The following is a 22,339-nucleotide window of genomic DNA, read 5'->3' as shown; positions in this document are numbered from 1 at the left end:
GGCATGGGCGACACGGTTCTGGTCACCGGCGGCGCGGGCTATATCGGCTCGCACGCCTGCAAGGCCTTGCGCGACGCGGGTTTCGTCCCCGTCACCTACGACAACCTCTGCACCGGCTGGCAGGAAGCGGTGAAGTTCGGCCCCTTCGAGCAGGGCGACCTGATGGATCGCGCCCGGCTGGATCAGGTCCTTGCCGCCCACAAGCCCGTCGCCGTGATGCATTTCGCGGCGCTGAGCCAGGTCGGCGAGGCCATGCGCGAGCCCGGGAAGTACTGGCGCGGCAATGTCGGCGCCTCGCTCAACCTGATCGAGGCGACGCTGGCGGCGGGGGTGCGCAACTTCGTCTTCAGCTCGACCTGCGCCACCTATGGCGACCATGACGGCGTGGTGCTGGACGAGGGTACCGCCCAGACGCCGCTGAACGCCTATGGCGCCAGCAAGCGCGCGATCGAGGACATGCTGAAGGATTTCGGCGCCTCGGACGGGTTGCGTTCGGTGATCTTCCGCTATTTCAACGTGGCCGGCGCCGACCCCGAGGCCGAGGTGGGCGAGTTCCACCAGCCCGAGACGCATCTGATCCCGCTGATCCTGGATGCCATCGACGGCAAGCGCGCGGCGTTGACCATTCACGGCACCGATTACCCGACGCCGGACGGCACCTGCATCCGCGACTATGTGCATGTGATGGACCTGGTGGACGCGCATGTGCTGGGGCTGAAATACCTGCTGGACGGCAAGGTGGCGACGGGCGGGCAGGAGGTGTTCTGCCTGGGCACCGGCAACGGCTTCTCGGTGCGCGAGGTGATCGACCATTCCCGGCATGTCACCAACCGCCCGGTGCCGCTGACCGAGGGGCCGCGCCGCGGCGGCGATGCGGTCAAGCTGGTCTCGGGCAGCGAAAAGGCGGTCTCGGTGCTGGGCTGGGATCCGGCGCGCTCGACCCTGCCGCAGATGATCGGCGACGCCTGGCGCTGGCACCAGAACGGCGGTTACGCCCGGTGAACCGCCCCGGCCGGCCCGTTCTGCTGCGGCGGGCGTGGTCGGCCGGGCGGCTGCGCTGGAAACGCCGCAAGCTGATCTGGCGTGCGATCCGGGCGGGGCGCGTGCTGACCCCCGTGGCGGACCGGACCGCGGCGATCCGGCCGGGCGACATCCTGCTGTTCACCACGCTGCGCAACGAGATGCAGCGCCTGCCCGAATTTCTTGCGCATTACCGGCAACTGGGCGTGCGGCACGTCTTGGCGGTGGACAATGCCAGCACCGATGGCAGCGCCGAGTTCCTGCGCGCCCAGCCCGATGTCTCGCTGTGGAGCACGCCCGCCAGCTATCGCGAGGCGCGCTTCGGACTGGACTGGATGGGGATGCTGCTGCTGCGCCACGGCCATGGCCATTGGTGCGTCTGCGCCGATGCCGACGAGCTGCTGGTCTATCCGCATTGCGACAGCCACGACCTGCGGGCCCTGACCGCGCACCTGGACGCGCGGGGCATTCCCGGGATGGGGGCGCTGATGCTGGACCTGTATCCGCGAGGGCCGCTCGACCAACCCTCGGGCGGGGGCAGCGTCACCGAGGAGCTGCCCTTCTTCGATGCCGGCCCCTATCCCTGCCAGGTGATGCAGCCGCGCCGCAACCGCTGGGTGCAGGGCGGCGTGCGCCAGCGGGTGTTCTTCGCCGATCGGCCGCAGCGGGCGCCGACGCTGAACAAGCTGCCGCTGATCCGCTGGCACTGGCGCTATGCCTATGTGAACTCGACCCATTCCATGCTGCCGCCGCGCCTGAACGACCTTTACGACGGGCCGGGCGATCCGCGGCTGTCGGGGGTGCTGCTGCACAGCAAGTTCCTGCCCGGCATCGTCGAGCGCTCGCGCGAGGAACTGGGCCGCCGGCAGCATTTCGCCGATCCGGATGCCTATGCCGGCTATCACCGGGCGCTGACCGAGGCGCCGGTGCTGTGGCATCCCGGCTCGCTGCGCTATCGCGATTGGCGGCAATTGGCCGAGCTGGGGCTGATGGGCGGGACCGGCTGGACCGATTGACCGCCCGCGCCCGGTACGAGGATGAAACCGCTTGCGAAAAACCGCGCCACGAAGCATGTCCCCTAGCATGAGCCGAGACGGTCACATTCAACCCAAGGATGGCATGCGGTGCCCAGGCTGACGCGCTGGCCGATCTGGAAGCGCCTGCGTCGGCGGACCCGGCGGCAATGGCTGATCGGGCGGGCCCTGAACCGCGCCCGCGCCCTGCGGCCGGTGCAGAACCGCACCGATGCCATCCGGCCCGGCGACATCCTGGTCTTTGTCACCCTGCGCAACGAGCTGATCCGGCTGCCCTGGTTCTTCGACCATTATCGCAAGCTGGGGGTGCAGCATTTCCTGGTGGTGGACAATGCCAGCGCCGACGGCAGCGCGGAATGGCTGGCCGGCCAGCCCGACGTCTCGTTGTGGCGGACCGAGGCGAGCTACAAGGAATCGCGTTTCGGCATGGACTGGCTGAACGCGCTGTTGCGGCGCTATGGCAGCGGGCATTGGTGCCTGACGGTCGATCCCGACGAGTTCCTGATCTATCCGCATCACGACACCCGGCCCCTGCAGGCGCTGACCGACTGGCTGGACGCGGGCGAGATCCGGTCCTTTTCGGCCATGCTGCTGGACATGTATCCCAAGGGCTCGCTGGTCTCGCAGCCTTATCGCGCCGGGCAGGATCCGTTCGAGATCGCGCGCTGGTTCGATCCGGCGAATTACACGATCCGCAAGAACTGGGAATATGGCAACCTGTGGATCCAGGGCGGGCCGCGCGGCCGGGCCTTCTTTGCCGACGATCCCGGCAATGGTCCGGCGCTGAACAAGATCCCGCTGGTGCGGTGGGAGCGGTCCTATGCCTATGTCAGCTCGACCCACATGCTGCTGCCGCGTTCGCTGAACATCGTCTATGACGAGCATGGCGGCGAAAAGGCCTCGGGCTGCCTGCTGCATGCCAAGTTCCTGTCCACGTTCGTCGAGAAATCCGCCGAGGAGCTGACCCGGCGGCAGCATTACGCCGACAGCCAGGAATACATGGCCTATCATTCGGGCCTGCAGGACGATCCGGACTTCTGGTGCGAGCAGTCCTGCGAGCTGCAGGACTGGCGCCAGCTCGAGGATCTGGGCCTGATCTCCAAGGGGCACTGGGCATGAGCGGCGGGGGCATGAGCGGCGGGGGCAAGATCCGGCTGGGCGTGATCATGCTCTGCCACGACGAATTGCCGACCGCCGCCCGCATGGCGCGGGTCTGGGCCGAGGGCGGCGCCTCGGTGGCGGTGCATGTCGATGCCAAGGCGCCGGCCGCCGGGATGGCGGCGATGCGCGGCGCTCTGGCGGATCTGCCGCAGGTGCTGTTCAGCCCCCGGCATTCCTGCGAATGGGGCATGTTCAGCCTGGTGCAGGCCACTCAGGATGCGGCGGCGCTGCTGCTTGACCGCTTCGAGGACCTGACGCATGTGATGGTGGTCTCGGGCTCCTGCCTGCCCTTGCGGCCGGTGCAGGATCTGCGCGCCTTCCTGGCCCTGCATCCCCGGCGCGACTTCATCGAAAGCGTGACCGCGGCGGATGTCGGCTGGACCGTGGGCGGGCTGAACGAGGAACGCTTCACCCTGCACTTTCCCTTCTCGTGGCGGCGCCGGCGCAAGCTGTTCGACCGCTATGTCGCCTTGCAGCGCCGGCTGCGCTACAAGCGCCGCATCCCGCAGGGCCTGGTGCCGCATCTGGGCTCGCAATGGTGGTGCCTGACGCGGCCGACCCTGCGCGCCATCCTGGCCGATCCGCGCCGGGCCGAGTTCGACCGCTATTTCCGCCGGGTCTGGATCCCCGACGAGAGCTATTTCCAGAGCCTGGCCCGCCGGCATTCGCGCAATATCGAAAGCCGTTCGCTGACGCTGGCCAAGTTCGACGGGCAGGGCAAGCCCTATATCTTCTACGACGACCATCTGGGGATGCTGGAACAATCGCGCTGCTTCGTGGCGCGCAAGATCTGGCGCCGCGCCCATCGGCTTTACGCGCATTTCCCGCATGGCGATACGGCCCGTCCCTCGGCCGACGAGCCGCGGCCCGAACGGCTGGACCGGATGATCAGCCAGGCCGTGGCGCGGTGCAGCCTGGGCCGGCCGGGGCTTTACATGCAGAGCCGCTTTCCGCTGAAGGACCGCGAGAACGGCAAGACCTCGGCGGCCTATGGCGTATTGCAGGGCTTCAGCGACCTGTTCCCCGATTTCGAGCCCTGGCTCTCCAGCCGCGTCGATGCCGATGTGCATGGCCACCTGTTCGCGGTCCACGGCGCCGAATTCGCCGGCCGCTCGCCGATCGGGCCGGGGGGGCTGTCGGACAGCGCCGCGCTGCGCGACCTGGACCAGCGCGGTTTCGTCGCCAATCTGATCCGCGTCACCCAGCGGATGCAGGTCTGGCAATTCAGCCCGCGCGACGGGCAAGAGATGAACTGGTTCACCGCCACCGACCCCAATGCGCGGATCTTCGTCATCACCGGCGCCTGGGCGGTGCCGCTGCTGCATTCCGACATGCCCTTCGATGATATCCGCCGCGTCGCCGCCATCCTGCAGCGCACCGAGCTGGCGCAGATGGAGGTGCTGAACTCGGTCTGGCTCAAGGCGCAGACGCAGGTCTGGACCCTGGGCGACTTCTGCGCCCGGCCCGCCGACGCCCTGCGCGGTGTGCTGCGCCAGCTGGGCGGCGATCCCGAAGCGGCGACCAACCTGCCGCCCATGCGCGACGTCGCCGGCATGGGCCGCTTTCTGCAAAGGCTGCGCAATGCCGGCTTGCGGCCGCAGCTGATGGGGGAATTCCCCGCCACCGACATTTCGCCCGCGCCTTCCACACCCGTCCCTGAAGAAAGTTCCGCGCCATGACCCAGCCCTTTCGCAGCTTCGTCATCTTCGCCGAGATGCGCACCGGCTCGAACCTGCTCGAGGCGACGCTGAACGGGGTCAAGCGCGTCACCTGCTTCGGCGAGGCCTTCAACCCCTACATGATGGGCTGGCCCGACAAGGACGCGCTCAAGGGCATCACCATGGCCGAGCGCGACGCCGATCCGCACCGGCTGCTGGCGGCGATCTTCGACAAGCCGAACCACCTGCCGGGATTCCGCTATTTCCACGACCACGACCCGCGGGTCTTCGACGCCATCATGGAGGATCGGGCCTGCGCCAAGATCATCCTGACCCGCAACCCGGTGGACAGCTATGTCTCGACCGCGCTGGCGCGGGCCACCAACCAGTGGAAGCTGAACGAGACCGAGACGCCGATCCCCGCCGCCGCCCGCTTCGACGGCGCCGAATTCCGGCAGGTGGTGGGCGAGATCGAGGAATTCCAGCTGAAGGTCATGCACCGGCTGCAGGTGACCGGCCAGGCCGGTTTCTGGCTGGGCTACGAGGATCTGCGCGACGCCGAAGTGATGACCGGCCTGTTGCACTGGCTGGGCCGCACCGATCTGAAGCGGGTCGAGCCGGCCAGCGACCAGGTGCCGCAGAACCCGCGCGAACTGGCCGAGAAGGTCGAGAATTTCGACGAGATGGCGGCGGAGCTGGCACGCCTCGATCCGTTCATGCTGCGCCGCATCCCGAATTTCGAGCCGCGCAAGGGTCCGGCCGTGCCCTCGTTCCTGGGGGCCGAGGCGGGCAAGGGGCTGATCTTCATGCCGATCAAGGGCGGGCCGACCGGCCCGGTCGGGGGGTGGCTGCGGCGGATGGGCGAGGTCGCGGGCGACTTCAACCAGAACAGCCTGCGGCAATGGAAGCGCCAGCATGTCGGCCACCGCAGCTTCACCGTGCTGCGCCACCCGCTGCTGCGCGCCTGGGCGGCCTTCGACAGCCTGCTGCGCGGCAAGAATGCCGAGCTGCGCCAGTTGATGCGGCAGATCCATCGCGTCGCCCTGCCGCCGGATCAGGAACTGGCCGGGCTGGACCAGGGCCGCAAGGCCGAGCTGTTCGCGGCCTTCCTCGACTTCCTGCGCCGCAACCTGAACGGCCAGACCACGCTGCCGGCCTATCCCGGCTGGGCCAGCCAGTCCGAGGTGCTGGCCGGTTTCGCCCGCTTCGGCGCCCCCGACATGCTGCTGCGCGAATCGGAACTGCCGCGCGACCTGTCCTGGCTTGCCGCCAGCGCCGGCATCCGGGCGCCGGCGGATTTCCCCGATCCCGATCCCTTTCCCGCCTTCCTGAACGAACAGGAACTGCGCGGCGCCGCGAAAAAGGCCTATCTGCGCGATTACGTCGCCTTCGGCTTCGGCGGCCAGCCCTGATCAACCCTGCGGGGTCATGGCCTTGCGCTGGCGGTTGCGTTCAAGACCCAGCCGCCGCTCGCGCCAGATGATCAGGATGCCGGCCAGGATCACCAGCGCGGCGCCGGCCAGCATGGTCAGCGTCGGCGCCTCGCCGAAGACGTACCAGCCGATGGCCAGCGCCAGCAGCATCGAGCAATATTCGAAGGGCGCGATCAGCGAGGCATCGGCAAAGCGATAGGCCAAGGTCAGCAGGATCTGCGCGAGCCCGCCCAGCAGGCCGATGGCGATCAGCGTCAGCGTGGTTTGCAGATCCGTCGCCACCCAGCCGAAGGGCAGGGTCAGCAGTCCCAGCACCGTCGAGGTCAGCGAGAACCAGAACACGATGGCCGAGGTCTGCTCCTCCTGCGCGAGCTTGCGCACGAAGATCATCGCCAGCGCTGTGCAGGCCGCCGCCGACAGCGCCACCATGGCGCCCAGGCTGTGCTGCAGGCCGCCGGTGCCCTGGCCCAGCCGGGGCGACAGCACGATCACCACCCCGACCAGCCCCAGCAGCACCATGCCCAGGCGAAAGGCCCGCACCTCTTCGCCCAGGAACATCGCGGCAAAGATCACCGTCATCAGCGGCGCGGCATAGCCCAGCGTGGTGGCCTCGGGGAAGGGCAGCAACGCCAGCCCCCAGAAGCTCAGCACCATGGCGCAGGTGCCGATGATGCCGCGATAGAAATGCCCGATCGGGCGAAAGGTGCGCAGCCCGGTGCGCAGGTCGCCCCGCCAGGCCAGCCAGCCCAGGATCACCGGAATGGCGAAGAACGAGCGAAAGAACACCTGCTGGCCCGGCGGCACGCCCAGGCCGTCCTCGGAGGTGGCCTTGACCAGCGTGCCCATCAGCGTGAACACCACGACGCTGAGGCATTTCAGGATGACGCCGCGCAGCGGGCTGTGAGGGATCATGGCAGGCGCTCGCAGGCCCAGCGTGCCGCATCGGCGACGGCGGGATCGGGGTCGTTCAGCAAGCCATCGGCCACGGGGCGCAGATGCGCAAGCCCCGAATTGCCGATGGCGTAAAGCACGTTCCTGACCATGCGGTCGCGGCCGATGCGCTTGATCGGGCTGCCCGAGAAGCGTTCGCGGAAGCCCGCGTCGTCGAGCTGCGCCAGCTCGGCCAGCGCCGGGCCGCCATGCGGGCCGTGATAACGCAGCTCGGTCGCGGCTTGCGCGAACTTGTTCCAGGGACAGGCGGCCAGGCAGTCGTCGCAGCCATAGATGCGGTTCCCGAGCATCGGCCGCAGTTCGGGGTCGACCGGCCCCCTGTGCTCGATGGTCAGGTAGGAGATGCAGCGCCGCGCGTCCAGCTGATAGGGCGCCGGAAAGGCCCCGGTCGGGCAGGCGTCGAGGCAGGCCCGGCACGAGCCGCAATGGCTGCGCTCGGTCGCGTCCCGGGGCAGGTCCAGCGTGGTGAAGATCGCGCCCAGGAAGAACCAGCTGCCCAGATCGCGCGACAGCAGGTTGGTGTGCTTGCCCTGCCAGCCCAGCCCCGCCGCCTGCGCCAGCGGCTTTTCCATCACCGGGGCGGTGTCGACGAAAACCTTGATCTCGCAGCCGGTCAGCCCGACCAGCCAGCCGCCCAGCCGTTTCAGCCGCTTCTTGACCAGGTCGTGATAGTCCTTGCCCTGGGCATAGACGCTGACCGCGCCGCAGTCCTTGTAGTGGATGACCTCCATCGGGTCATGCTCGGGGGTGTAAAGCTCGGCCAGCATGACGACCGACCGCGCCTCGGGCCAGAGGCTGGCGGGCGAGGTGCGCCAATGCGTCCGTTCGGCCATCCAGCCCATCTGGCCGTGGCGGCCCTGCTCTAGAAAGGCCGCCAGCCGTCCGGGCAAGCCGGGCACCGCGTCGGGGGCGCAAATGCCGAGGGCCGAGAAACCCTCGGCCCGCGCCTGACCCTCGAGCCGGGAACGGATCTCGGCCGGGTCGGTCGGCCTAGAAGTCGAGCAGGGCATAATGCGGCGCCGGGTGCACCCCCGGCAGGTGGTCGGCCAGCAGGCTGCGGAAGGCGGGCCGCGACTTGATCTTGGCATACCATTCCTGCACCTCGGCCGAATGGGTCCAGTCCACGTCCGAGATGTAGTCGAGGCAGGACAGATGCGCCGCGGCGGCGAAATCGGCCAGCGTCATCACGTCGCCCGCCAGCCAGCGGCGATGTTCCAGCAGGCTTTTCATATAGTCGAGATGATAACGGATCGCCGACAGCCCGGCCTTGACGGTGCGCGAATCCGGGTAGCCCAGCCGCATCACCTTCTTCCAGACCCGTTCGGTCATCACCGGCCGGGTCACCTCGGCGTTGAACTTGTCGTCGAACCAGGCGCAGAGCCGGCGGACCTCGTAGCGCTCGATGGCGGCATGGGGCATCAGCGCCGGCTGCGGCTGCACCTCGTCCAGGTATTCGCAGATCGCCTGGCTTTCCGCCAGCAGCCGCCCGTCCATGCGCAGCACCGGCAGCTTGCCCGCCGGGTTGCGGCGCAGGATCTCGGACCCCGGCTCCCAGAAGCGGTCCTCGACCAGCTCGACCTCGATCCGCTTTTCGGCCAGCACCAGCCGGACCTTGCGGCAGAACGGCGACAGGGCGACGTGGTAAAGGCGGATGGTGGAACTGGGCGAGGAAGTATTCATGAGGGGAAAACCGTTCGTTCGCGGGCTTCCGGTTGATACGCCCGGGCGCGCGCGGATTCAACCGTCCTGGCGCTGCGGGGCAGATCAGCGCTCAAGCACCAGGCAGGAATCGCGGCCATCCGCCCGGATCGTCTGCGCGCCGCTGACGATCGCGCGGGTGCGGGCCGAGCCGGTCTGCGGGTTGCGCGTGCGCGGCGCCGGCAGGATCGAGGCCAGCGCCGCCGCCTGCCGCAGGCTCAGCTTGTCGGGCGTGGTCTGATAGTAATATTCCGCCGCCGCCTTGATCCCGAAGACGCCGCGGCCGAATTCGGCGATGTTCAGATAGACCTCGACGATGCGGCGCTTGGACCACAGCGCCTCGATCATCGGGGTATAGGCGGTTTCCATCACCTTGCGCGGCCAGCTGCGCCCCTGCCACAGGAACACGTTCTTGGCGGTCTGCTGGCTGATGGTCGAGGCGCCGCGCGACGAGCCCGAGGCGATGACCCGGCGGATCTCGACCATGTCGAAACCCCAGTGGTTGCAGAAATTGGCATCCTCGGCCGCGACCACGGCGCGGACCATGTGCGGCGAGATCGCGTCCAGGCCGACCCATGCGCGCTCGGCCCGACCGGGAAATTCGCGCTGGCCCTGGATGATGGTCCAGGTGGTCGGCGGGTTGATGAAGGAAAACAGGAAGACCAGCACGAACATCAGCGCCAGCAGCCGGGCGCCGATCCAGGAAAACCAGCCCCAGAACCACAGCGCCATGCGCCTGAACGGCCGCCAGCGCCGGCGGGCGCGGGGCGTCGGCGGCTCGGTCAGCGCCTCGGGGTCTTCCAGGGTGTCCATGCGGCGGGGCATGGCCGCGTCCTGTCACGGCCATGCCCCTTGCGTCAAGCGTCAGGCTGGGGTCGGCGGAACCGAGGCGGCCGGCTGGTCCGCCTGAGGCACGCCAAGCGCCGTGCCCAGCTTGCCGCCGGCAAAGGCCTCGCGCAGGCGGTCTTCCTCGGCATCGGGCAGCGAGGTCTGCAGCACCCGGCCGCGCAGGTGGAAGCCTTCCAGCCGCGCCAGAACCTTGTCGGCGGTCATTTTGCGCACCAGGATGAAGACGGCCGAGCCGCCGGGCGGGATGGACTGGCCAAGCCCGCGCATGAAATCGTCATTGATGCCGATATCCGAGAGCTTGCCGGCAATGGCGCCGGCGCCGGCGCCCACCGCGGCGCCGATCAGCGGGTTCAGGAAGATCAGCCCGACCAGCGTGCCCCAGAAGCCGCCGCCAAGCGCGCCGGCCGCGGTCAGGTTCACGGCCTGGTGCAACTGGATGTCTTCGGCCGTGGGGCGGGTGACGACCACCGCGTCCTCAAGCTCGATCAGGTATTCCTTCTGCATCTTGACCAGTTCGGTGCGCAGCTCGAAGCCGGTCGCCTCGTCGTCGAAGGCGATGACAAGCAGGTCGGACATGGCGGGATCCTCTTGACTGATGACGGCGGGGCAACGCCCCGGCGGCGGAGCGGGTTCCCCGCCGTGACGCCGGGTCGCAGGGGGCGGAGGGCCCCGGACCGGCGGGCCGCGTTCCTATGGCGCGGGCCGCACGACCAGTTCGTCATGGCCGGAAAGCGGGCAGGGTGCGCGGGCGAAGCCCAGATCGTCCAGGATCAGCACCACGATCTCGGCCGTGGTGTAGATTTCGCAGCCCGGCAGCAGGTGGCCGCCGAAGGCCCGGCCCTCGTCATCGGCAATGGTCAGATGCAGGTGCTGGCCGGCGGGGTCGATGGTGCCGGTCAGCGCCGTGATCTCGAAATGGCCGCGATATTCGCTGGCCTCGTCCCGGTTCGCGTGCCGGATCACCGCGCGGGTCAGGCTGCCCACGCAGGTGACCAGCGCCATGGCCGCCGCCCCCGTCCGGCGCTGCAGGGCGCGCAGCGCCGCCAGCGGATCCTCGCCCGGCTGCAGGCGGATCGCCGCGAAGCGGCCGGAGGACAGCGGCACCATTCACTCGCCCCGCGGGAAGCGCTTGGATTCCTCCAGCACGTTCAGGTCCATGTGGTTGCGCATGTAGCGTTCCGAGGCCTGCATCAGCGGCTGGTGGTCCCAGGGGAAATAGGCGCCGTTGCGCAGCGCCTCGTAGACCACCCAGCGCCGGGCCTGGCTTTCGCGCACCTCGGCGTCATAGGCGGCCAGATCCCAGCGTTCGGCCGCCATGGCGCGCATCCGCGCCAGCACCTCGGCCGCGGCCGGGTCGGTGGCGCGGTTCTGCCGTTCGTCCGGGTCATCGGCCAGGTTGAACAGCATGTCCGGGTCGGCGGCGCAGGCGACATATTTCCAGTCGCCGTCGCGCAGGCAGACCAGCGGCGCGATGCTGCCCTCGGCCGCGTATTCCATCGCCACCGGCCCGCGCCCCCCGGCGCCTTGCGCCAGCGAGCGGCCGTCGGTCCAGGGCGCCACCTCGGACATCGAGATGCCCGCGAGGTCGCAGATCGTCGGCAGCACGTCGATGGTCGAGACCGGCTGGTCCACCCGTCCCGGCGCCATGCCCGGCGCCGCGATCATCAGGGGCACGCGGGCCGAGCCTTCGAAGAAGTTCATCTTGAACCACATGCCGCGGCTGCCCAGCATCTCGCCATGGTCGGACAGGAAGACCACGATCGCCTCCTGCCGCGTGCGCTCCAGCACGTCCATGATCTCGCCCAGCTTGTCGTCGACATAGGAGATGTTGGCGAAATAGCCCTGGCGGGCGCGGCGGACATGCTCGGGCGTGACCTCGAGCCCGCGCCAGTCGCTGGCATCCATCAGCCGCTGCGAATGCGGGTCCATCCGCGCGTAGGGAATCGCCTCGGGCGGTTCGAGTTCCGGGATGCCCTCGTAGAGATCCCAATACTTGCGCCGGGCGACGAAGGGGTCGTGCGGATGGGTGAAGCTGACGGTCAGACACCAGGGCCGGTCGTCGGCACCGCGCGCCAGGTCGTAGAGCTTGCGGGTGGCGTGATAGGCGACTTCGTCGTCATATTCGTACTGGTTGGTGATCTCGGCCACGCCGGCGCCGGTGACCGAGCCCAGGTTGTGATACCACCAGTCGATGCGCTCGCCCGGCTTGCGATAATCCGGGGTCCAGCCGAAATCGGCCGGGTAGATGTCGGTGGTCAGCCGCTCCTCGAAACCGTGCAGCTGGTCGGGGCCGACGAAATGCATCTTGCCAGACAGGCAGGTGTGATAGCCCGCCCGGCGCAGGTGATGGGCATAGGTCGGGATGTCCGAGCAGAACTCGGCGGCATTGTCATAGACCCGGGTGCGGCGCGGCAATTGCCCCGACATGAAGCTGGCCCGCCCCGGCGCGCAAAGCGGGCTGCCGGTATAGGCGTTGGCGTAACGGGTCGAGCGTTCCGCCAGCTTGCGCAGATGCGGCACATGCAGGAACTCGGCCGGGCCGTCGGGGAACAGAACCCCCGACAGCTGGTCGGCCATCACGATCAGGATATTGGGATTTTTCAATTACTTCACCGATGCCATGACTGCTTCAGCGCCGGGTTTTCCATCCAGGGTGGTCACGCCGTCAAGCCATTTCGCCACCGCATCGGGGTTCTGGGCGATCCAGCCCCGCGCCGCTTCGACCGCATCGACGCCGTCGTCGAGGATCTTGCCCATCAGCACGTTTTCCTGATCCACGGTGAAGGTCATCTGCCTGAACAGCTTGGCGACATTGGGGCAGGCGGCCACCCATTCCTTGCGGGCGACGGTATGGACCGTGGCGCCGCCGAAATCCGGGCCGAACTCCGCGTCCCCGCCAGCCAGATAGGTGATCTTCAGCGTCACGTTCATCGGATGCGGTGCCCAGGCCAGAAAGACCGAGGGCGTTCCGGCGGCGTCGTTGCGCTGCACCTGCGCCAGCATGCCCTGTTCGCTCGATTCGACCAGCTCCCAGTCGCCGAGGCCGAACTTGTCCGCCTCGATCATCTTCTGGATGATCTGGTTTGCCGGCGCCCCGGGCTCGATGCCGTAGATCTTGCCCTGGAAGGCGTCCCGATGCGCGTCGAGGCCGGCGAAATCCGCGACGGCCAGACCGGTTGCGGCATCGGTCACCGCCAGCGTGAACTTGGCGCCTTCCAGATTCTGCACCAGCTCCTCGACCTTGCCCGAGGCGTCGAGATCGTCGCGGAACTTCTGCTGTGCCGGCATCCAGTTGCCCAGGAAGACATCGGTATCGGCGTTCTTCAGCGCCTCGTAGCCGACCGGCACCGACAGCGTGCTGATCTGCGGCGTGTAGCCCAGGCCCTGCAACACCGCCGTGGCGACGCCGTTGGTGGCGGTGATGTCGGTCCAGCCGGGGTCCGAGAAGCGGACCGCGCCGCAGCTGGCCGGATCCTGCGCCAGCGCGGGCGAGGCGGCAACGGCGGCGGCGAGGGCGGCGACAGCGGCGGCGGGGGCAAGCGGGGAAAGCAGTGCGGATCTGGGCATGGTCTGATCTCCGGTTTGGGGCCGCGACCGGCAACGGGCGGCTTCGCCCGCCATCAGCCCACAGAGGGCCTGCGGGATCAAGTCTGCGATGCCGCCGGACTGCGGGCGCGGCGATTGGGGGAAAGCGGCGATCTGATCCTTGACGAATGCCTTGGGCTTGATCAAAGGTGGCGGCGTTCGGGGCCTGTAGCTCAATGGTCAGAGCAGGGCGCTCATAACGCCTTGGTTGGGGGTTCGAGTCCCTCCGGGCCTACCACCCCTTCCCCTACCTGCCGGAAATTCTTGCCGCGAGGCGGCCTTGGCCGCGCTGGTCAGATGGCCAAGCATGGCACGGCCGGGGGTTCGGCCCGGCGGGGCCGGAAAGTATGGCAGGGCGCCCTTGCCGGCGCCCCGTCCCTAGGTCAGGCAACCTCGGCAGAAGAATTGCCGACCGTCTCCTTGATGGCCGACAGCGCCGCCTCTTCGGTCCAGGCGCGGCCGCCCGCATCGCCGCGATCCAGCATCATCCAGGTCCAGGCGCCGACGCCCGGCCCCTGCGAATCATGCGAGATGCGGCCGACAGGCCGATCGTTGAGGGTTATCGTCCAGTCCCCAGAAATGGCCTTTCCATCGACAGTCGTCGGAACGCGAGTCCACATACGAGGTCCTTTCTTCAGTTTTCGTTGATCATCCAGCGCCACGACCCGCTGCGCGGGCGGTAGCCAATGCGGACGAATTGGGTGGCGCCGGTTGCATCCGCCGGCGCGGTTCGGCTCCAGCTTACGCCGGATATCCTCACAGTTTTGTAACCGCTGCTTTCGGATCACGCAATATTACCGCTGCGTTGCAGCGCGTGACAAGCAGGCGTTTGCCGGCATTTTTCCCTGTCCGGCAGCGGGCTCGGCGCGACCCCGAAAGTCCGAAATAAGGAATTTATGAGGTTTATTCAGTTACTTGCCTGTAGGATGGGCCTGCCGAAGCCGCCCCGGCGGCCCGAGCCTCTTGATTTATGATGGCCGTGGGCCCATTTTGGCCCGGCAACGTTATTTCTCTCTGCACCTGTCTCCTTTCGGCTTCAGTCTGCGTTTCGAACTGACTGAGCCGGGTCGCCGCATGTCGCGGGCGACAGACATGAAGGAGATATCACGATGGCCAATGGCACCGTGAAATGGTTCAACGCCACCAAAGGCTTCGGCTTCATCGCCCCGGAAGATGGCGGCAAGGACGTGTTCGTGCACATCAGCGCGCTTGAGCGCGCCGGCATCCATCATCTGAACGACGGCCAGGCCGTGACGTTCGAGATCGAATCGGGTCGCGACGGCCGCCAGTCGGCGCGCAACCTCGTGCTCGCCTGAGCCCTTGCGCTGAACGGCACCCGGTCCGGCCGATCATGGCCGGACCACACCCTCTGGAGGCCCGCATGGCACCCAAGGACAAAGCCAAAGGCCTGTTTCGCGATCCCGCGCCGATGACCGCGATGGACCGGACCACTTCCGAAGCACGGCTGATCATCGAAGAACAGAAGCAACGGCGCGCCGAGCTGACTGCCAGCCTTCGGGCGCAGCGCTTGGCCCGCGACGCGGCCGGGCCGACCGAAGCCCCCGCCAAGCGCAAGCCCACGAAATAACCGCGTTCGCAGGCCGGTCACGGCAGGCAGGCGAGCGGGCCGCGGCGACAACCGCGCCCGGGTCTTCCGCAAGGGGGACGCGAGGGGCGCATGGCCGCCGCTCAACAGGAACGACGAAAAACATGGCAAGAAAAACGATCCGCAGGAAAACTGTCCAGAAACAGCAGAACAAGCGCCGCCTGGCGATCATGTACATGGTCAAGCAGTCGGAAATCAGCACGCCCGAACGGGGCGGCATCCCGATGTCGCGGCATTGACGGCTTGAGGCCCGCGCGCCCCGACGGCGCGCGCGGAACAGGCCGCGCCGGGGCTTTCCCGGCGCTTCGACCATCCCGACCAACGGCGTCCCAGCATGGCAGGGGCGCCGTTTTCCGTTTCAGTCCGGGGTGCCTGGCCAGCCTGCGTCGACCGCATCGCCATTTGTCGCCGCGGCGGCTGGGCTGGCCGGGCCGGACGGCGGCGGAGCATGGCGGATTCGGGGCCTTTCCAAACCGGCGGGACTGTGCCAGCCTCCGCCCCGGTTCGGACAGGAGAGTCGGGTTCAGTCCCGCGCCGACGGAGCAACGCCCCGGAATCTCTCAGGCAAGCAGACTGCCGGACCGACACTCTGGAGAGAGATGCCCCGCGCATCCGCCGAAGGAAGAAGCCGCCATGCGGTGACGCTCTCAGGCAAAAGGACAGAGGGGGACGCGCCGCAAGCCGGCGGGTTCGCAACTTTGGACCGAGACGGGTGAGGCCGACCCCTTGCGGGGCAGCCGGCCCGCCCCGGCTTGCGCCGAGGAGGAGGAGCTCGTGGCGGAAAGAAGGATCAGGCTGGCGTTGAACGGCTTCGGGCGCATCGGCCGCTCGATCCTGCGCATCTGGGCACAGGGCGGTTACGAGGATCTGGACCTCGTGCTGATCAACGATATCGAGCCGCTCGCGAATTGTGCCTATCTGTTCGAATATGACAGCGTCTTCGGCCCCTGGCGCGGGCAGGTCGCGGTGGCCGATGGCGCGCTGGTCGTCGATGGCCGGGCGATCCCCTTCCATTCCGCGCCGGACCTGCGCCGGCTGGACCTGTCGGGCGTCGATGTCGTGCTGGAATGCACCGGCATGACCGGCTCGCGCGCGGTGGTCGAGCGCGGGATCGAGGCCGGGGCGGGCGCGGTGCTGATCTCGGGCCCCTCGGACCAGGCCGACGTGACCGTGGTGATCGGTGCCAACGAGGACCAGCTGGACGGCCAGCGCATCGTCTCGAACGCCTCTTGCACGACCAATGCGCTGGCGCCCTTGCTGCGGGTGCTGGACGAGGCTTTCGGCGTGGTCTCGGGGCAGATGACCACGGTGCATTGCTATACCGGCAGCCAGCCCACGGTGGACAAGCCGCGCGGCGATCCGGCGCGGTCGCGGGCGGCGGCGCTGTCCATGGTGCCGACCACGACCAGCGCCGGGCGGCTGATCGGCACGGTGCTGCCGCATCTGGCCGGGCGGGTGGCGGCGCGGGCGATCCGGGTGCCGACGGCCAGCGTCTCTTGCATCGACCTGACCTTCGCCAGCGCCCGCCCGACCGATGCGGCCGGGGTGAACGCGGTGCTGCAGGCGGCGGCCCAGGGCTCTCCGGTCTTCGGCTGGACGGAAAAACCGCTGGTCTCCAGCGACCTGCGGGCGCGGCCGGAATCCATCGTTCTCGCGGGGCCCGAGACCTCGGTGGCGGGTGGGCTGACCCGGGTCTTCGGCTGGTATGACAACGAATGGGGCTTTTCCAACCGGATGCTGGACATGGCCCGGCTGATGGGCCGGCGCTAGACCGCCGGGGCCGGCGCCAGTTCCCGTGCCAGGTCGGCGGCGAAGATGCGGGCGATCTCGGGCGGTTCGGGCTGGATGCGCAGGGCGACGTAGAACTGCGACAACCATTCCAGCCCCAGCCCACCGATGCGCCGCATCTCGCCGCGCCGCACCCAGGTTTCGGCGAAATGCAGCGGCAGGAAGCCCAGGAAGCAGCCGCTGCGGATCAGCACCGCCTGCGCCTCCATGTTCGAGACCGAGGCCCGCACCCTGGGCTCGCGCAGCGTCGCCAGCTCGGCGCGTTGCAGATAGGGGCGGGCGGTGACGGCATGGGGCGACAGATCCTCGATGCCCACCTGTTCCCGCCCGAACAAGGGGTGGCTGCGGCCGCAATAAAGCGCGTGCTCCTCGGCCCAGACCGGGCGGTAATCCACATTCGGCTGGCGGCTGGGAAAGGGGCCGATGGCGACATGGATGTCGCCGGTCTGCAGCCCCTTGCTCAGCGCTTCGGTGGTGCCGATCTCCAGGCTCAGCCGCACCTCCTGTTCGCGCCGGAAAAAGCGGCGGATGGCGCGATGCACCGGCAGGTCGGGATTGTCGGCCTCGCTGTCCACCAGCCCGACGCGCAGATGGCCGGCCAGCACCCGGCGCAGCGCGCCCAGATTGGCCTCGGCCAGTTCGACCGAACCGAGCATGCGCTTGGCCTCGCGATAGACCGCGGCGCCCTTGTGGGTCAGCGCGAAGCCGCCGCGCCCGCGCTGGCAAAGCGTGAAGCCCAGCGACAGTTCCAGATCCTTCAGATGCGTCGAGATCACCGACAGGCTGGCGCCCAGCACCGCCTGCGCGCCGCTGGGGCCGCCATGCTCGACCACGGCGCAGAAGCTGCGCAGGTTGCGCAGGGTATAGTCGCTGATCCGCATTGCTTCAAAAACGCCAAAGTAAGGATCGGTGACTTCCTGTTTATCGCAAATACCGGCGCGGCATAGTCCCGGCATGATCCATGCAGGGGGAAAGCCCATGACCGAGACCCGTCCCGCCTATGAAACCGGCCGCCTGAACCTGCCCTTCGTGGGCATTTCGACCTTCGGCAAGCGGCCCTATGTCCAGGACTGGTCGCGCATCGACGCCGATGTGGCGGTGCTGGGCGCGCCCTTCGACTTCGGCACGCAGTTCCGCGCCGGCGCCCGCTTCGGGCCGCGCGCGGTGCGCGAGGCCTCGACGCTGTTCAGCTTCGGCCATGCCGGCGCCTACGATCACGAGGACGACTGCACCTATCTGGGCCCCGAGGTGCGCATCGTCGATCTGGGCGATGCCGATATCGTCCATACCGACACGGTGAAAAGCCACGCCAATATCCGCGCCGGGGTCGAGGCGGCCCTGGCGGCCGGCGCCCTGCCGGTGGTGATCGGCGGCGACCATTCGGTCAACATCCCCTGCATCGACGCCTTCGAGGGGCAGGGGCCGATCCACATCCTGCAGATCGACGCGCATCTGGATTTCGTGGACGAGCGGCACGGCGTCCGCAACGGCCATGGCAACCCGATGCGCCGCGCCGCCGAGAAGCCCTGGGTCAGCGGGTTGACGCAGGTCGGCATCCGCAACGTCTCGTCGACGGCGCGCGACGGCTACCAGGCGGCGCGCGCCATGGGTTCGGACATCCTGTCGGTGCGGCAGGCCCGGGTGCTGGGGCCGCAGGGGGTGATCGACCGCATCCCGCCGGGCGCCCGGGTCTATGTGACGCTGGACATCGACGGCTTCTGCCCCTCGATCGCGCCGGGGACGGGCACGCCCAGCCATGGCGGCTTCCTGTATTACGAGGTGCTGGAGATGCTGCAGGCGCTGGCGCGGCGGCATGAGGTGGTGGGCATCGACCTGGTCGAGGTGGCGCCGGATTACGATCCGACCGGCGGCACGGCGATCCTGGCGGCGCAGGTGCTGCTGAACCTCCTGGGCTTCGTCTTTCACGAGCGGGCGCTGCGCGGGCAGGGCGGTGCGGCGCCGGCCCGGAAATGAATCAGGGGCCGGAATCCGGCCCCTTTAACTCGTTAACCCACCTTACCGCCGCGCCGGGGCGCGGCGGAAGCGTCGGAAGGGATCAGGCCGCCAGGTCGAAGCGGTCGGCATTCATCACCTTGGTCCAGGCCGCCACGAAATCGCGCACGAATTTTCCGGCATTGTCGTCCTGGGCATAGACCTCGGCATAGGCGCGCAGGATCGAGTTCGAGCCAAAGACCAGGTCCACGCGGGTCGCGGTGTAGCGGCTCGCGCCGGTCTTGCGGTCGCGGATCTCGTAGTGATCCTTGCCGGCCGGCACCCAGGTATTGCCCATGTCGGTCAGGGTGACGAAGAAGTCGTTGGTCAGCGCGCCGATCCGGTCGGTGAAGACGCCATGCTTGCTGCCGCCATGGTTGGCGCCGATGACGCGCATCCCGCCGACCAGCGCCGTCATCTCGGGCGCGGTCAGACCCAGAAGCTGGGCGCGGTCCAGCAGCATTTCCTCGGGCGAGACGACGTAATCCTGCTTCTGCCAGTTGCGGAAACCGTCGGCCAGCGGTTCCAGCACATCGAAGGATTCGGCATCGGTCTGTTCGGCCGTCGCGTCGCCGCGACCCGGGGCGAAGGGCACGCTGACGTCATGCCCGGCGGCCCGCGCCGCCTGCTCGACGCCCAGATTGCCGCCCAGCACGATCACGTCCGCAAGGCTCGCCCCGGTCTCGGCGGCGATGGGCGCCAACACCGCCAGAACCCGTGCCAGGCGCTCGGGCTCGTTGCCCTGCCAGTCTTTTTGCGGCGCCAGGCGGATGCGTGCGCCATTGGCGCCGCCGCGATGGTCCGAGCCGCGATAGGTCCGGGCGCTGTCCCAGGCGGTGGCGACCAGGTCCTGCACGGTCAGCCCCGAGGCGGCGATGCGGGCCTTGACCGCCGCCACGTCGTAATCGCTGCGGCCGGCGGGAACCGGGTCCTGCCAGATCAGGTCCTCGGCCGGGACGTCGGGCCCGAGATAGCGCGATTTCGGCCCCATGTCGCGATGGGTCAGCTTGAACCAGCCGCGGGCGAAGGCGTCGCTGAAGGCCTCGAAATCGTTCATGAAGCGCAGCGAGATCTCGCGATAGATCGGGTCGACCTTCAGCGCCATGTCGGCATCGGTCATCATCGGCATGCGGCGGATCGAGGGATCCTCGACATCGACCGGCATGTCCTCTTCGGCGATGCTGATCGGCTGCCATTGTGAGGCGCCGGCCGGGCTGTGGGTCAGCGTCCATTCATGCTTGAACAGCATCTGGAAGAAGCCGTTGTCCCATTGCGTCGGGTTGGTGGTCCAGGCGCCTTCCAGGCCGGAAACCATGGTGTTGCGGCCGATGCCGCGGCCCTTGGTGTTCAGCCAGCCCAGGCCCTGGAATTCGGGACCGGCGGTTTCCGGGTCCGGGCTCAGGTCGGCGGCGCTGCCATTGCCGTGGCATTTGCCGACGGTATGGCCGCCGGCGGTCAGCGCCACGGTTTCCTCGTCGTTCATGCCCATGCGCGCGAAGGTCTCGCGCATCATGTTGGCGGTGGCCTGCGGGTCGGACTTACCGTTCACCCCCTCGGGGTTCACGTAGATCAGGCCCATCTGCACCGCGGCCAGCGGGTTCACCAGGCTTTTCGCGTCGCCCAGGTCGCCATAGCGGCTGTCGCTGGGCGCGAGCCATTCCTTTTCCTCGCCCCAATAGGTGTCCTTTTCGGGCGCCCAGATGTCCTTGCGGCCGAAGGCGAAGCCGAAGGTCCTGAGGCCGGCGGCCTCATAGGCCACGGTGCCGGCCAGCACGATCAGGTCCGCCCAGGAGATCTTGTTGCCGTATTTCTTCTTGATCGGCCACAGCAGGCGGCGGCCCTTGTCGGTGTTGACGTTGTCGGGCCAGCTGTTCAGCGGCGCGAAGCGCTGGTTGCCGGTATTGGCGCCGCCGCGGCCGTCCGAGGTGCGATAGGATCCCGCGGCGTGCCAGGCGGTGCGGACGAACATGCCGACATAGCTGCCGTAATCGGCCGGCCACCAGTCCTGGCTGTCGGTCATCAGCGCGCGCAGGTCGGCTTTCAGCGCCCCGACATCCAGCTTGTTCAGCTCGTCGCGATAGTTGAAGTCCTGGCCCAGCGGGTTGGTCTTGCGGTCATGCTGGTGCAGGATATCGAGATTCAGCGCATTCGGCCACCACGAGGTGACCGAGCTGCCCATGGCGGTGTTCCCACCATGCATGACCGGGCATTTCCCGGCCGTCTTGATGTCATTTCCGTCCATGCTGGCTCTCCTTTGCTGGGCCGCGCCGCTGCTGCGGCGCCGGTTGACCGAGTGCGGATTGCGGCGCCTTGCCGGGCCGCGACCGATGGCTCTCCCGATAGAATCGGCACGCCTTGCCAGACGGTTTTAGCAACTCTGGGGATTATTAGAATTTATATTTATCAATCACGCTCATAACTTGCGGTTATCTTCGGCGGCCGAGGAGCGGCGCACCACCAGTTCGGGCCGGGGCGCCTGCATCTGCCGCGGCTTGCCGTCGATGCGGTCCAGCAGCAATTCGACCGCCATGCCGGCGATCTGCGCCAGATGCAGATCCACGGCGGTCAGCGGCGGCTCGGCCAGCTTGGCGCGCAGGCCGTCATAGCGGGTGACCATGCGCAGGTCGCCCGGCACGGCGCGGCCCAGCTCATGCGCGGCGGCCAGCGCGCCGCTGGCGAAGGCATCGACCGGCACCATCAGCCCGTCGAGCTCTGGCCGGGTCCGCAGCAGGTCCCCCACCTTGGCCCGCGCCAGGTCCTCACCGCCGGTCTCGTCCAGTTCCAGCACCTCGGGCGGCATGGCCTGCGCGGCGGCGAAGTCGCGATAGGCGGCGCGGGTCTCGATCTGGCTGGCGCGCGGGCTGGTTCCCGTCACCAGCGCGATGCGGCGGCAGCCCTGCTGGTGCAGGTGGTCCAGCAGCAGCCGGGCGGTATCGTGGGATTGCAGGTCGATGGCCGGGATGTCCCCGCGCCCCGGCACCTTACCGATCGAGACCACCGGCGTGCGCCGGCTTTCGAAATGCTCGACCAGCGGGTCGTCGCGGGCCGGCTCGACCAGGATCACCCCGTCGAAGCCCAGCATGTCCAGGTTCTTTTCCGGCGGCTGCGGCGGGATCAGGCACAGCGCGATGTCGCGGGTCAGCGCCGAGATGGCGGCCGAGGCCGCGATCTCCATCAGAAAGCCCAGCCGCGACGGCCCGGCCGCGATGGCGAAGGGCATCGAGGAGGCCAGCGCGATGATCCCGGTGCGGCCGCTGCGCAGGCGCTGCGCGGCGCTGTTCGGATGATAGCCCATCTCGCGCGCCAGCGCGTGGATGCGCTCGCGCGTCTCGGGATCCACATGGCGGCGACCGCTGAAGGCATGCGAGACCGTGGTGGGCGAGACGCCCGCCGCGCGGGCCAGATCGGAAATGGTCGGTTTGCCCAATGCGCTCTCGCTGGGGCAGAATGCCCCCGTTGCAGGGAAGCACAGCCGTCCCGGCCGGGCAAGCTGATACAAAACGATTTGCAAGAATCGCCGATCATGCTATGCCTTGAGATAGCAAACCGATTTGTATGACGGCT

22 protein-coding genes, 1 tRNA gene and 1 riboswitch are annotated in these 22,339 nt (G+C 68.2%); of the genes, 11 read left to right on the top strand and 12 right to left on the bottom strand.

Annotation, left to right across the window (positions count from 1 at the left end; all coding sequences use genetic code 11):
* Nucleotides 1–3: 3 nt before the first annotated feature.
* The 5 genes from galE (at nt 4) to ACFOMP_RS13345 (ending at nt 6,285) form a co-directional block, all read left to right on the top strand.
* A complete protein-coding gene (gene galE, locus ACFOMP_RS13365; protein ID WP_289893057.1) occupies nt 4–1,002 on the top strand; it encodes a UDP-glucose 4-epimerase GalE in 999 nt (332 codons plus the stop codon).
* Nucleotides 999–2,036 (top strand): glycosyltransferase family 2 protein, encoded by a 1,038-nt coding sequence (locus ACFOMP_RS13360; protein WP_289893058.1) that lies wholly within the window; start codon nt 999–1,001, stop codon nt 2,034–2,036. Before galE ends, ACFOMP_RS13360 begins: the two co-directional genes overlap by 4 nt.
* Nucleotides 2,037–2,144: 108 nt before the next feature.
* The gene (locus tag ACFOMP_RS13355; protein WP_379031343.1) at nt 2,145–3,173 is read left to right on the top strand and encodes a glycosyltransferase family 2 protein; all 1,029 of its coding nucleotides are present in this window, start codon (nt 2,145–2,147) and stop codon (nt 3,171–3,173) included.
* Nucleotides 3,170–4,894 (top strand): DUF5927 domain-containing protein, encoded by a 1,725-nt coding sequence (locus ACFOMP_RS13350; RefSeq protein ID WP_379031340.1) that lies wholly within the window; start codon nt 3,170–3,172, stop codon nt 4,892–4,894. Before ACFOMP_RS13355 ends, ACFOMP_RS13350 begins: the two co-directional genes overlap by 4 nt.
* Nucleotides 4,891–6,285, top strand: a complete 1,395-nt coding sequence (locus tag ACFOMP_RS13345; RefSeq protein ID WP_379031337.1) for a hypothetical protein — start codon at nt 4,891–4,893, stop codon at nt 6,283–6,285. Before ACFOMP_RS13350 ends, ACFOMP_RS13345 begins: the two co-directional genes overlap by 4 nt.
* Here the strand turns inward: ACFOMP_RS13345 and ACFOMP_RS13340 are convergent, their stop codons facing one another.
* The 8 genes from ACFOMP_RS13340 to choX form a co-directional block, all read right to left on the bottom strand.
* Nucleotides 6,286–7,218, bottom strand: a complete 933-nt coding sequence (locus tag ACFOMP_RS13340; protein ID WP_289893062.1) for a DMT family transporter — start codon at nt 7,216–7,218, stop codon at nt 6,286–6,288.
* Nucleotides 7,215–8,267 carry a tRNA epoxyqueuosine(34) reductase QueG gene (gene queG, locus ACFOMP_RS13335; protein WP_379031333.1) on the bottom strand — a complete coding sequence of 351 codons (1,053 nt, stop codon included), beginning with the start codon at nt 8,265–8,267 and terminating at the stop codon, nt 7,215–7,217. Before queG ends, ACFOMP_RS13340 begins: the two co-directional genes overlap by 4 nt.
* A complete protein-coding gene (fzlA, locus tag ACFOMP_RS13330) occupies nt 8,248–8,937 on the bottom strand; it encodes an FtsZ-binding protein FzlA (RefSeq protein ID WP_289893064.1) in 690 nt (229 codons plus the stop codon). Before fzlA ends, queG begins: the two co-directional genes overlap by 20 nt.
* 84 nt (nt 8,938–9,021) lie before the next feature.
* On the bottom strand, nt 9,022–9,780 hold the full coding sequence (mtgA, locus tag ACFOMP_RS13325) for a monofunctional biosynthetic peptidoglycan transglycosylase (RefSeq protein WP_289893065.1): 759 nt from the start codon (nt 9,778–9,780) through the stop codon (nt 9,022–9,024).
* A 39-nt stretch (nt 9,781–9,819) separates the two neighbouring features.
* Nucleotides 9,820–10,380 (bottom strand): DUF1269 domain-containing protein, encoded by a 561-nt coding sequence (locus tag ACFOMP_RS13320; protein WP_289893066.1) that lies wholly within the window; start codon nt 10,378–10,380, stop codon nt 9,820–9,822.
* Between the two features lie 114 nt (nt 10,381–10,494).
* Complete coding sequence (locus ACFOMP_RS13315) at nt 10,495–10,911, bottom strand: PPC domain-containing DNA-binding protein (protein ID WP_379031328.1); 417 nt, start codon at nt 10,909–10,911, stop codon at nt 10,495–10,497.
* Complete coding sequence (gene betC / locus ACFOMP_RS13310; protein WP_379031325.1) at nt 10,912–12,408, bottom strand: choline-sulfatase; 1,497 nt, start codon at nt 12,406–12,408, stop codon at nt 10,912–10,914.
* Nucleotides 12,409–13,371 (bottom strand): choline ABC transporter substrate-binding protein, encoded by a 963-nt coding sequence (gene choX / locus ACFOMP_RS13305; protein ID WP_379031322.1) that lies wholly within the window; start codon nt 13,369–13,371, stop codon nt 12,409–12,411.
* A gap of 180 nt (nt 13,372–13,551) precedes the next feature.
* On the opposite strand from choX, the gene ACFOMP_RS13300 reads away from it, so the two are divergent.
* Nucleotides 13,552–13,627, top strand: a tRNA-Ile gene (locus ACFOMP_RS13300).
* A gap of 145 nt (nt 13,628–13,772) precedes the next feature.
* Here the strand turns inward: ACFOMP_RS13300 and ACFOMP_RS13295 are convergent.
* A complete protein-coding gene (locus tag ACFOMP_RS13295) occupies nt 13,773–14,051 on the bottom strand; it encodes a hypothetical protein (RefSeq protein ID WP_289893070.1) in 279 nt (92 codons plus the stop codon).
* A 447-nt stretch (nt 14,052–14,498) separates the two neighbouring features.
* Between ACFOMP_RS13295 and ACFOMP_RS13290 the strand changes: the two genes are divergently transcribed.
* The 4 genes from ACFOMP_RS13290 (at nt 14,499) to ACFOMP_RS13275 (ending at nt 16,765) form a co-directional block, all read left to right on the top strand.
* Nucleotides 14,499–14,705: a cold-shock protein gene (locus ACFOMP_RS13290; protein WP_019352186.1), complete on the top strand. Its 207-nt coding sequence runs from the start codon at nt 14,499–14,501 to the stop codon at nt 14,703–14,705.
* Nucleotides 14,706–14,770: 65 nt separating this feature from the next.
* Nucleotides 14,771–14,977 carry a hypothetical protein gene (locus ACFOMP_RS13285; RefSeq protein ID WP_289893071.1) on the top strand — a complete coding sequence of 69 codons (207 nt, stop codon included), beginning with the start codon at nt 14,771–14,773 and terminating at the stop codon, nt 14,975–14,977.
* 122 nt (nt 14,978–15,099) lie between these two features.
* Nucleotides 15,100–15,234 carry a hypothetical protein gene (locus ACFOMP_RS13280; protein WP_379031317.1) on the top strand — a complete coding sequence of 45 codons (135 nt, stop codon included), beginning with the start codon at nt 15,100–15,102 and terminating at the stop codon, nt 15,232–15,234.
* 260 nt (nt 15,235–15,494) lie between these two features.
* Nucleotides 15,495–15,581, top strand: a riboswitch (glycine riboswitch).
* Nucleotides 15,582–15,769: 188 nt separating this feature from the next.
* The gene (locus ACFOMP_RS13275) at nt 15,770–16,765 is read left to right on the top strand and encodes a type I glyceraldehyde-3-phosphate dehydrogenase (RefSeq protein ID WP_289893072.1); all 996 of its coding nucleotides are present in this window, start codon (nt 15,770–15,772) and stop codon (nt 16,763–16,765) included.
* Here the strand turns inward: ACFOMP_RS13275 and ACFOMP_RS13270 are convergent.
* Entirely contained in the window at nt 16,762–17,664 is a 903-nt protein-coding gene (locus tag ACFOMP_RS13270; RefSeq protein WP_379031314.1) for a LysR family transcriptional regulator, read from the bottom strand. The genes ACFOMP_RS13275 and ACFOMP_RS13270 overlap by 4 nt on opposite strands.
* Nucleotides 17,665–17,761: 97 nt before the next feature.
* Between ACFOMP_RS13270 and ACFOMP_RS13265 the strand changes: the two genes are divergently transcribed.
* The gene (locus tag ACFOMP_RS13265) at nt 17,762–18,757 is read left to right on the top strand and encodes an agmatinase (RefSeq protein WP_289893074.1); all 996 of its coding nucleotides are present in this window, start codon (nt 17,762–17,764) and stop codon (nt 18,755–18,757) included.
* An 82-nt stretch (nt 18,758–18,839) separates the two neighbouring features.
* Here the strand turns inward: ACFOMP_RS13265 and katG are convergent, their stop codons facing one another.
* Entirely contained in the window at nt 18,840–21,017 is a 2,178-nt protein-coding gene (katG, locus tag ACFOMP_RS13260; RefSeq protein ID WP_289893075.1) for a catalase/peroxidase HPI, read from the bottom strand.
* Nucleotides 21,018–21,188: 171 nt separating this feature from the next.
* Nucleotides 21,189–22,202, bottom strand: coding sequence for a LacI family DNA-binding transcriptional regulator (locus tag ACFOMP_RS13255; RefSeq protein WP_379031310.1), 1,014 nt, complete (start codon nt 22,200–22,202; stop codon nt 21,189–21,191).
* Between the last annotated feature and the right edge of the window lie 137 nt (nt 22,203–22,339).

The sequence above is a fragment of the Paracoccus simplex genome (assembly GCF_042648325.1).
Taxonomy (GTDB): Bacteria; Pseudomonadota; Alphaproteobacteria; order Rhodobacterales; family Rhodobacteraceae; genus Paracoccus; species Paracoccus simplex.
Note: the sequence above shows the minus strand (reverse complement) of the source record. Positions and strands in the feature narration are given on the sequence as shown.

Bases quoted from the DNA above. Each gene is read 5' to 3' on its own strand.
- galE (WP_289893057.1), top strand. From the start codon at position 4: ATGGGCGACACGGTTCTGGTCACCGGCGGCGCGGGCTATATCGGCTCG.
- ACFOMP_RS13350 (WP_379031340.1), top strand. From the start codon at position 3,170: ATGAGCGGCGGGGGCATGAGCGGCGGGGGCAAGATCCGGCTGGGCGTG.
- ACFOMP_RS13345 (WP_379031337.1), top strand. From the start codon at position 4,891: ATGACCCAGCCCTTTCGCAGCTTCGTCATCTTCGCCGAGATGCGCACC.
- ACFOMP_RS13340 (WP_289893062.1), bottom strand. From the start codon at position 7,218: ATGATCCCTCACAGCCCGCTGCGCGGCGTCATCCTGAAATGCCTCAGC.
- queG (WP_379031333.1), bottom strand. From the start codon at position 8,267: ATGCCCTGCTCGACTTCTAGGCCGACCGACCCGGCCGAGATCCGTTCC.
- fzlA (WP_289893064.1), bottom strand. From the start codon at position 8,937: ATGAATACTTCCTCGCCCAGTTCCACCATCCGCCTTTACCACGTCGCC.
- mtgA (WP_289893065.1), bottom strand. From the start codon at position 9,780: ATGCCCCGCCGCATGGACACCCTGGAAGACCCCGAGGCGCTGACCGAG.
- ACFOMP_RS13320 (WP_289893066.1), bottom strand. From the start codon at position 10,380: ATGTCCGACCTGCTTGTCATCGCCTTCGACGACGAGGCGACCGGCTTC.
- ACFOMP_RS13315 (WP_379031328.1), bottom strand. From the start codon at position 10,911: ATGGTGCCGCTGTCCTCCGGCCGCTTCGCGGCGATCCGCCTGCAGCCG.
- choX (WP_379031322.1), bottom strand. From the start codon at position 13,371: ATGCCCAGATCCGCACTGCTTTCCCCGCTTGCCCCCGCCGCCGCTGTC.
- ACFOMP_RS13290 (WP_019352186.1), top strand. From the start codon at position 14,499: ATGGCCAATGGCACCGTGAAATGGTTCAACGCCACCAAAGGCTTCGGC.
- ACFOMP_RS13285 (WP_289893071.1), top strand. From the start codon at position 14,771: ATGGCACCCAAGGACAAAGCCAAAGGCCTGTTTCGCGATCCCGCGCCG.
- ACFOMP_RS13280 (WP_379031317.1), top strand. From the start codon at position 15,100: ATGGCAAGAAAAACGATCCGCAGGAAAACTGTCCAGAAACAGCAGAAC.
- ACFOMP_RS13270 (WP_379031314.1), bottom strand. From the start codon at position 17,664: ATGCGGATCAGCGACTATACCCTGCGCAACCTGCGCAGCTTCTGCGCC.
- ACFOMP_RS13265 (WP_289893074.1), top strand. From the start codon at position 17,762: ATGACCGAGACCCGTCCCGCCTATGAAACCGGCCGCCTGAACCTGCCC.
- katG (WP_289893075.1), bottom strand. From the start codon at position 21,017: ATGGACGGAAATGACATCAAGACGGCCGGGAAATGCCCGGTCATGCAT.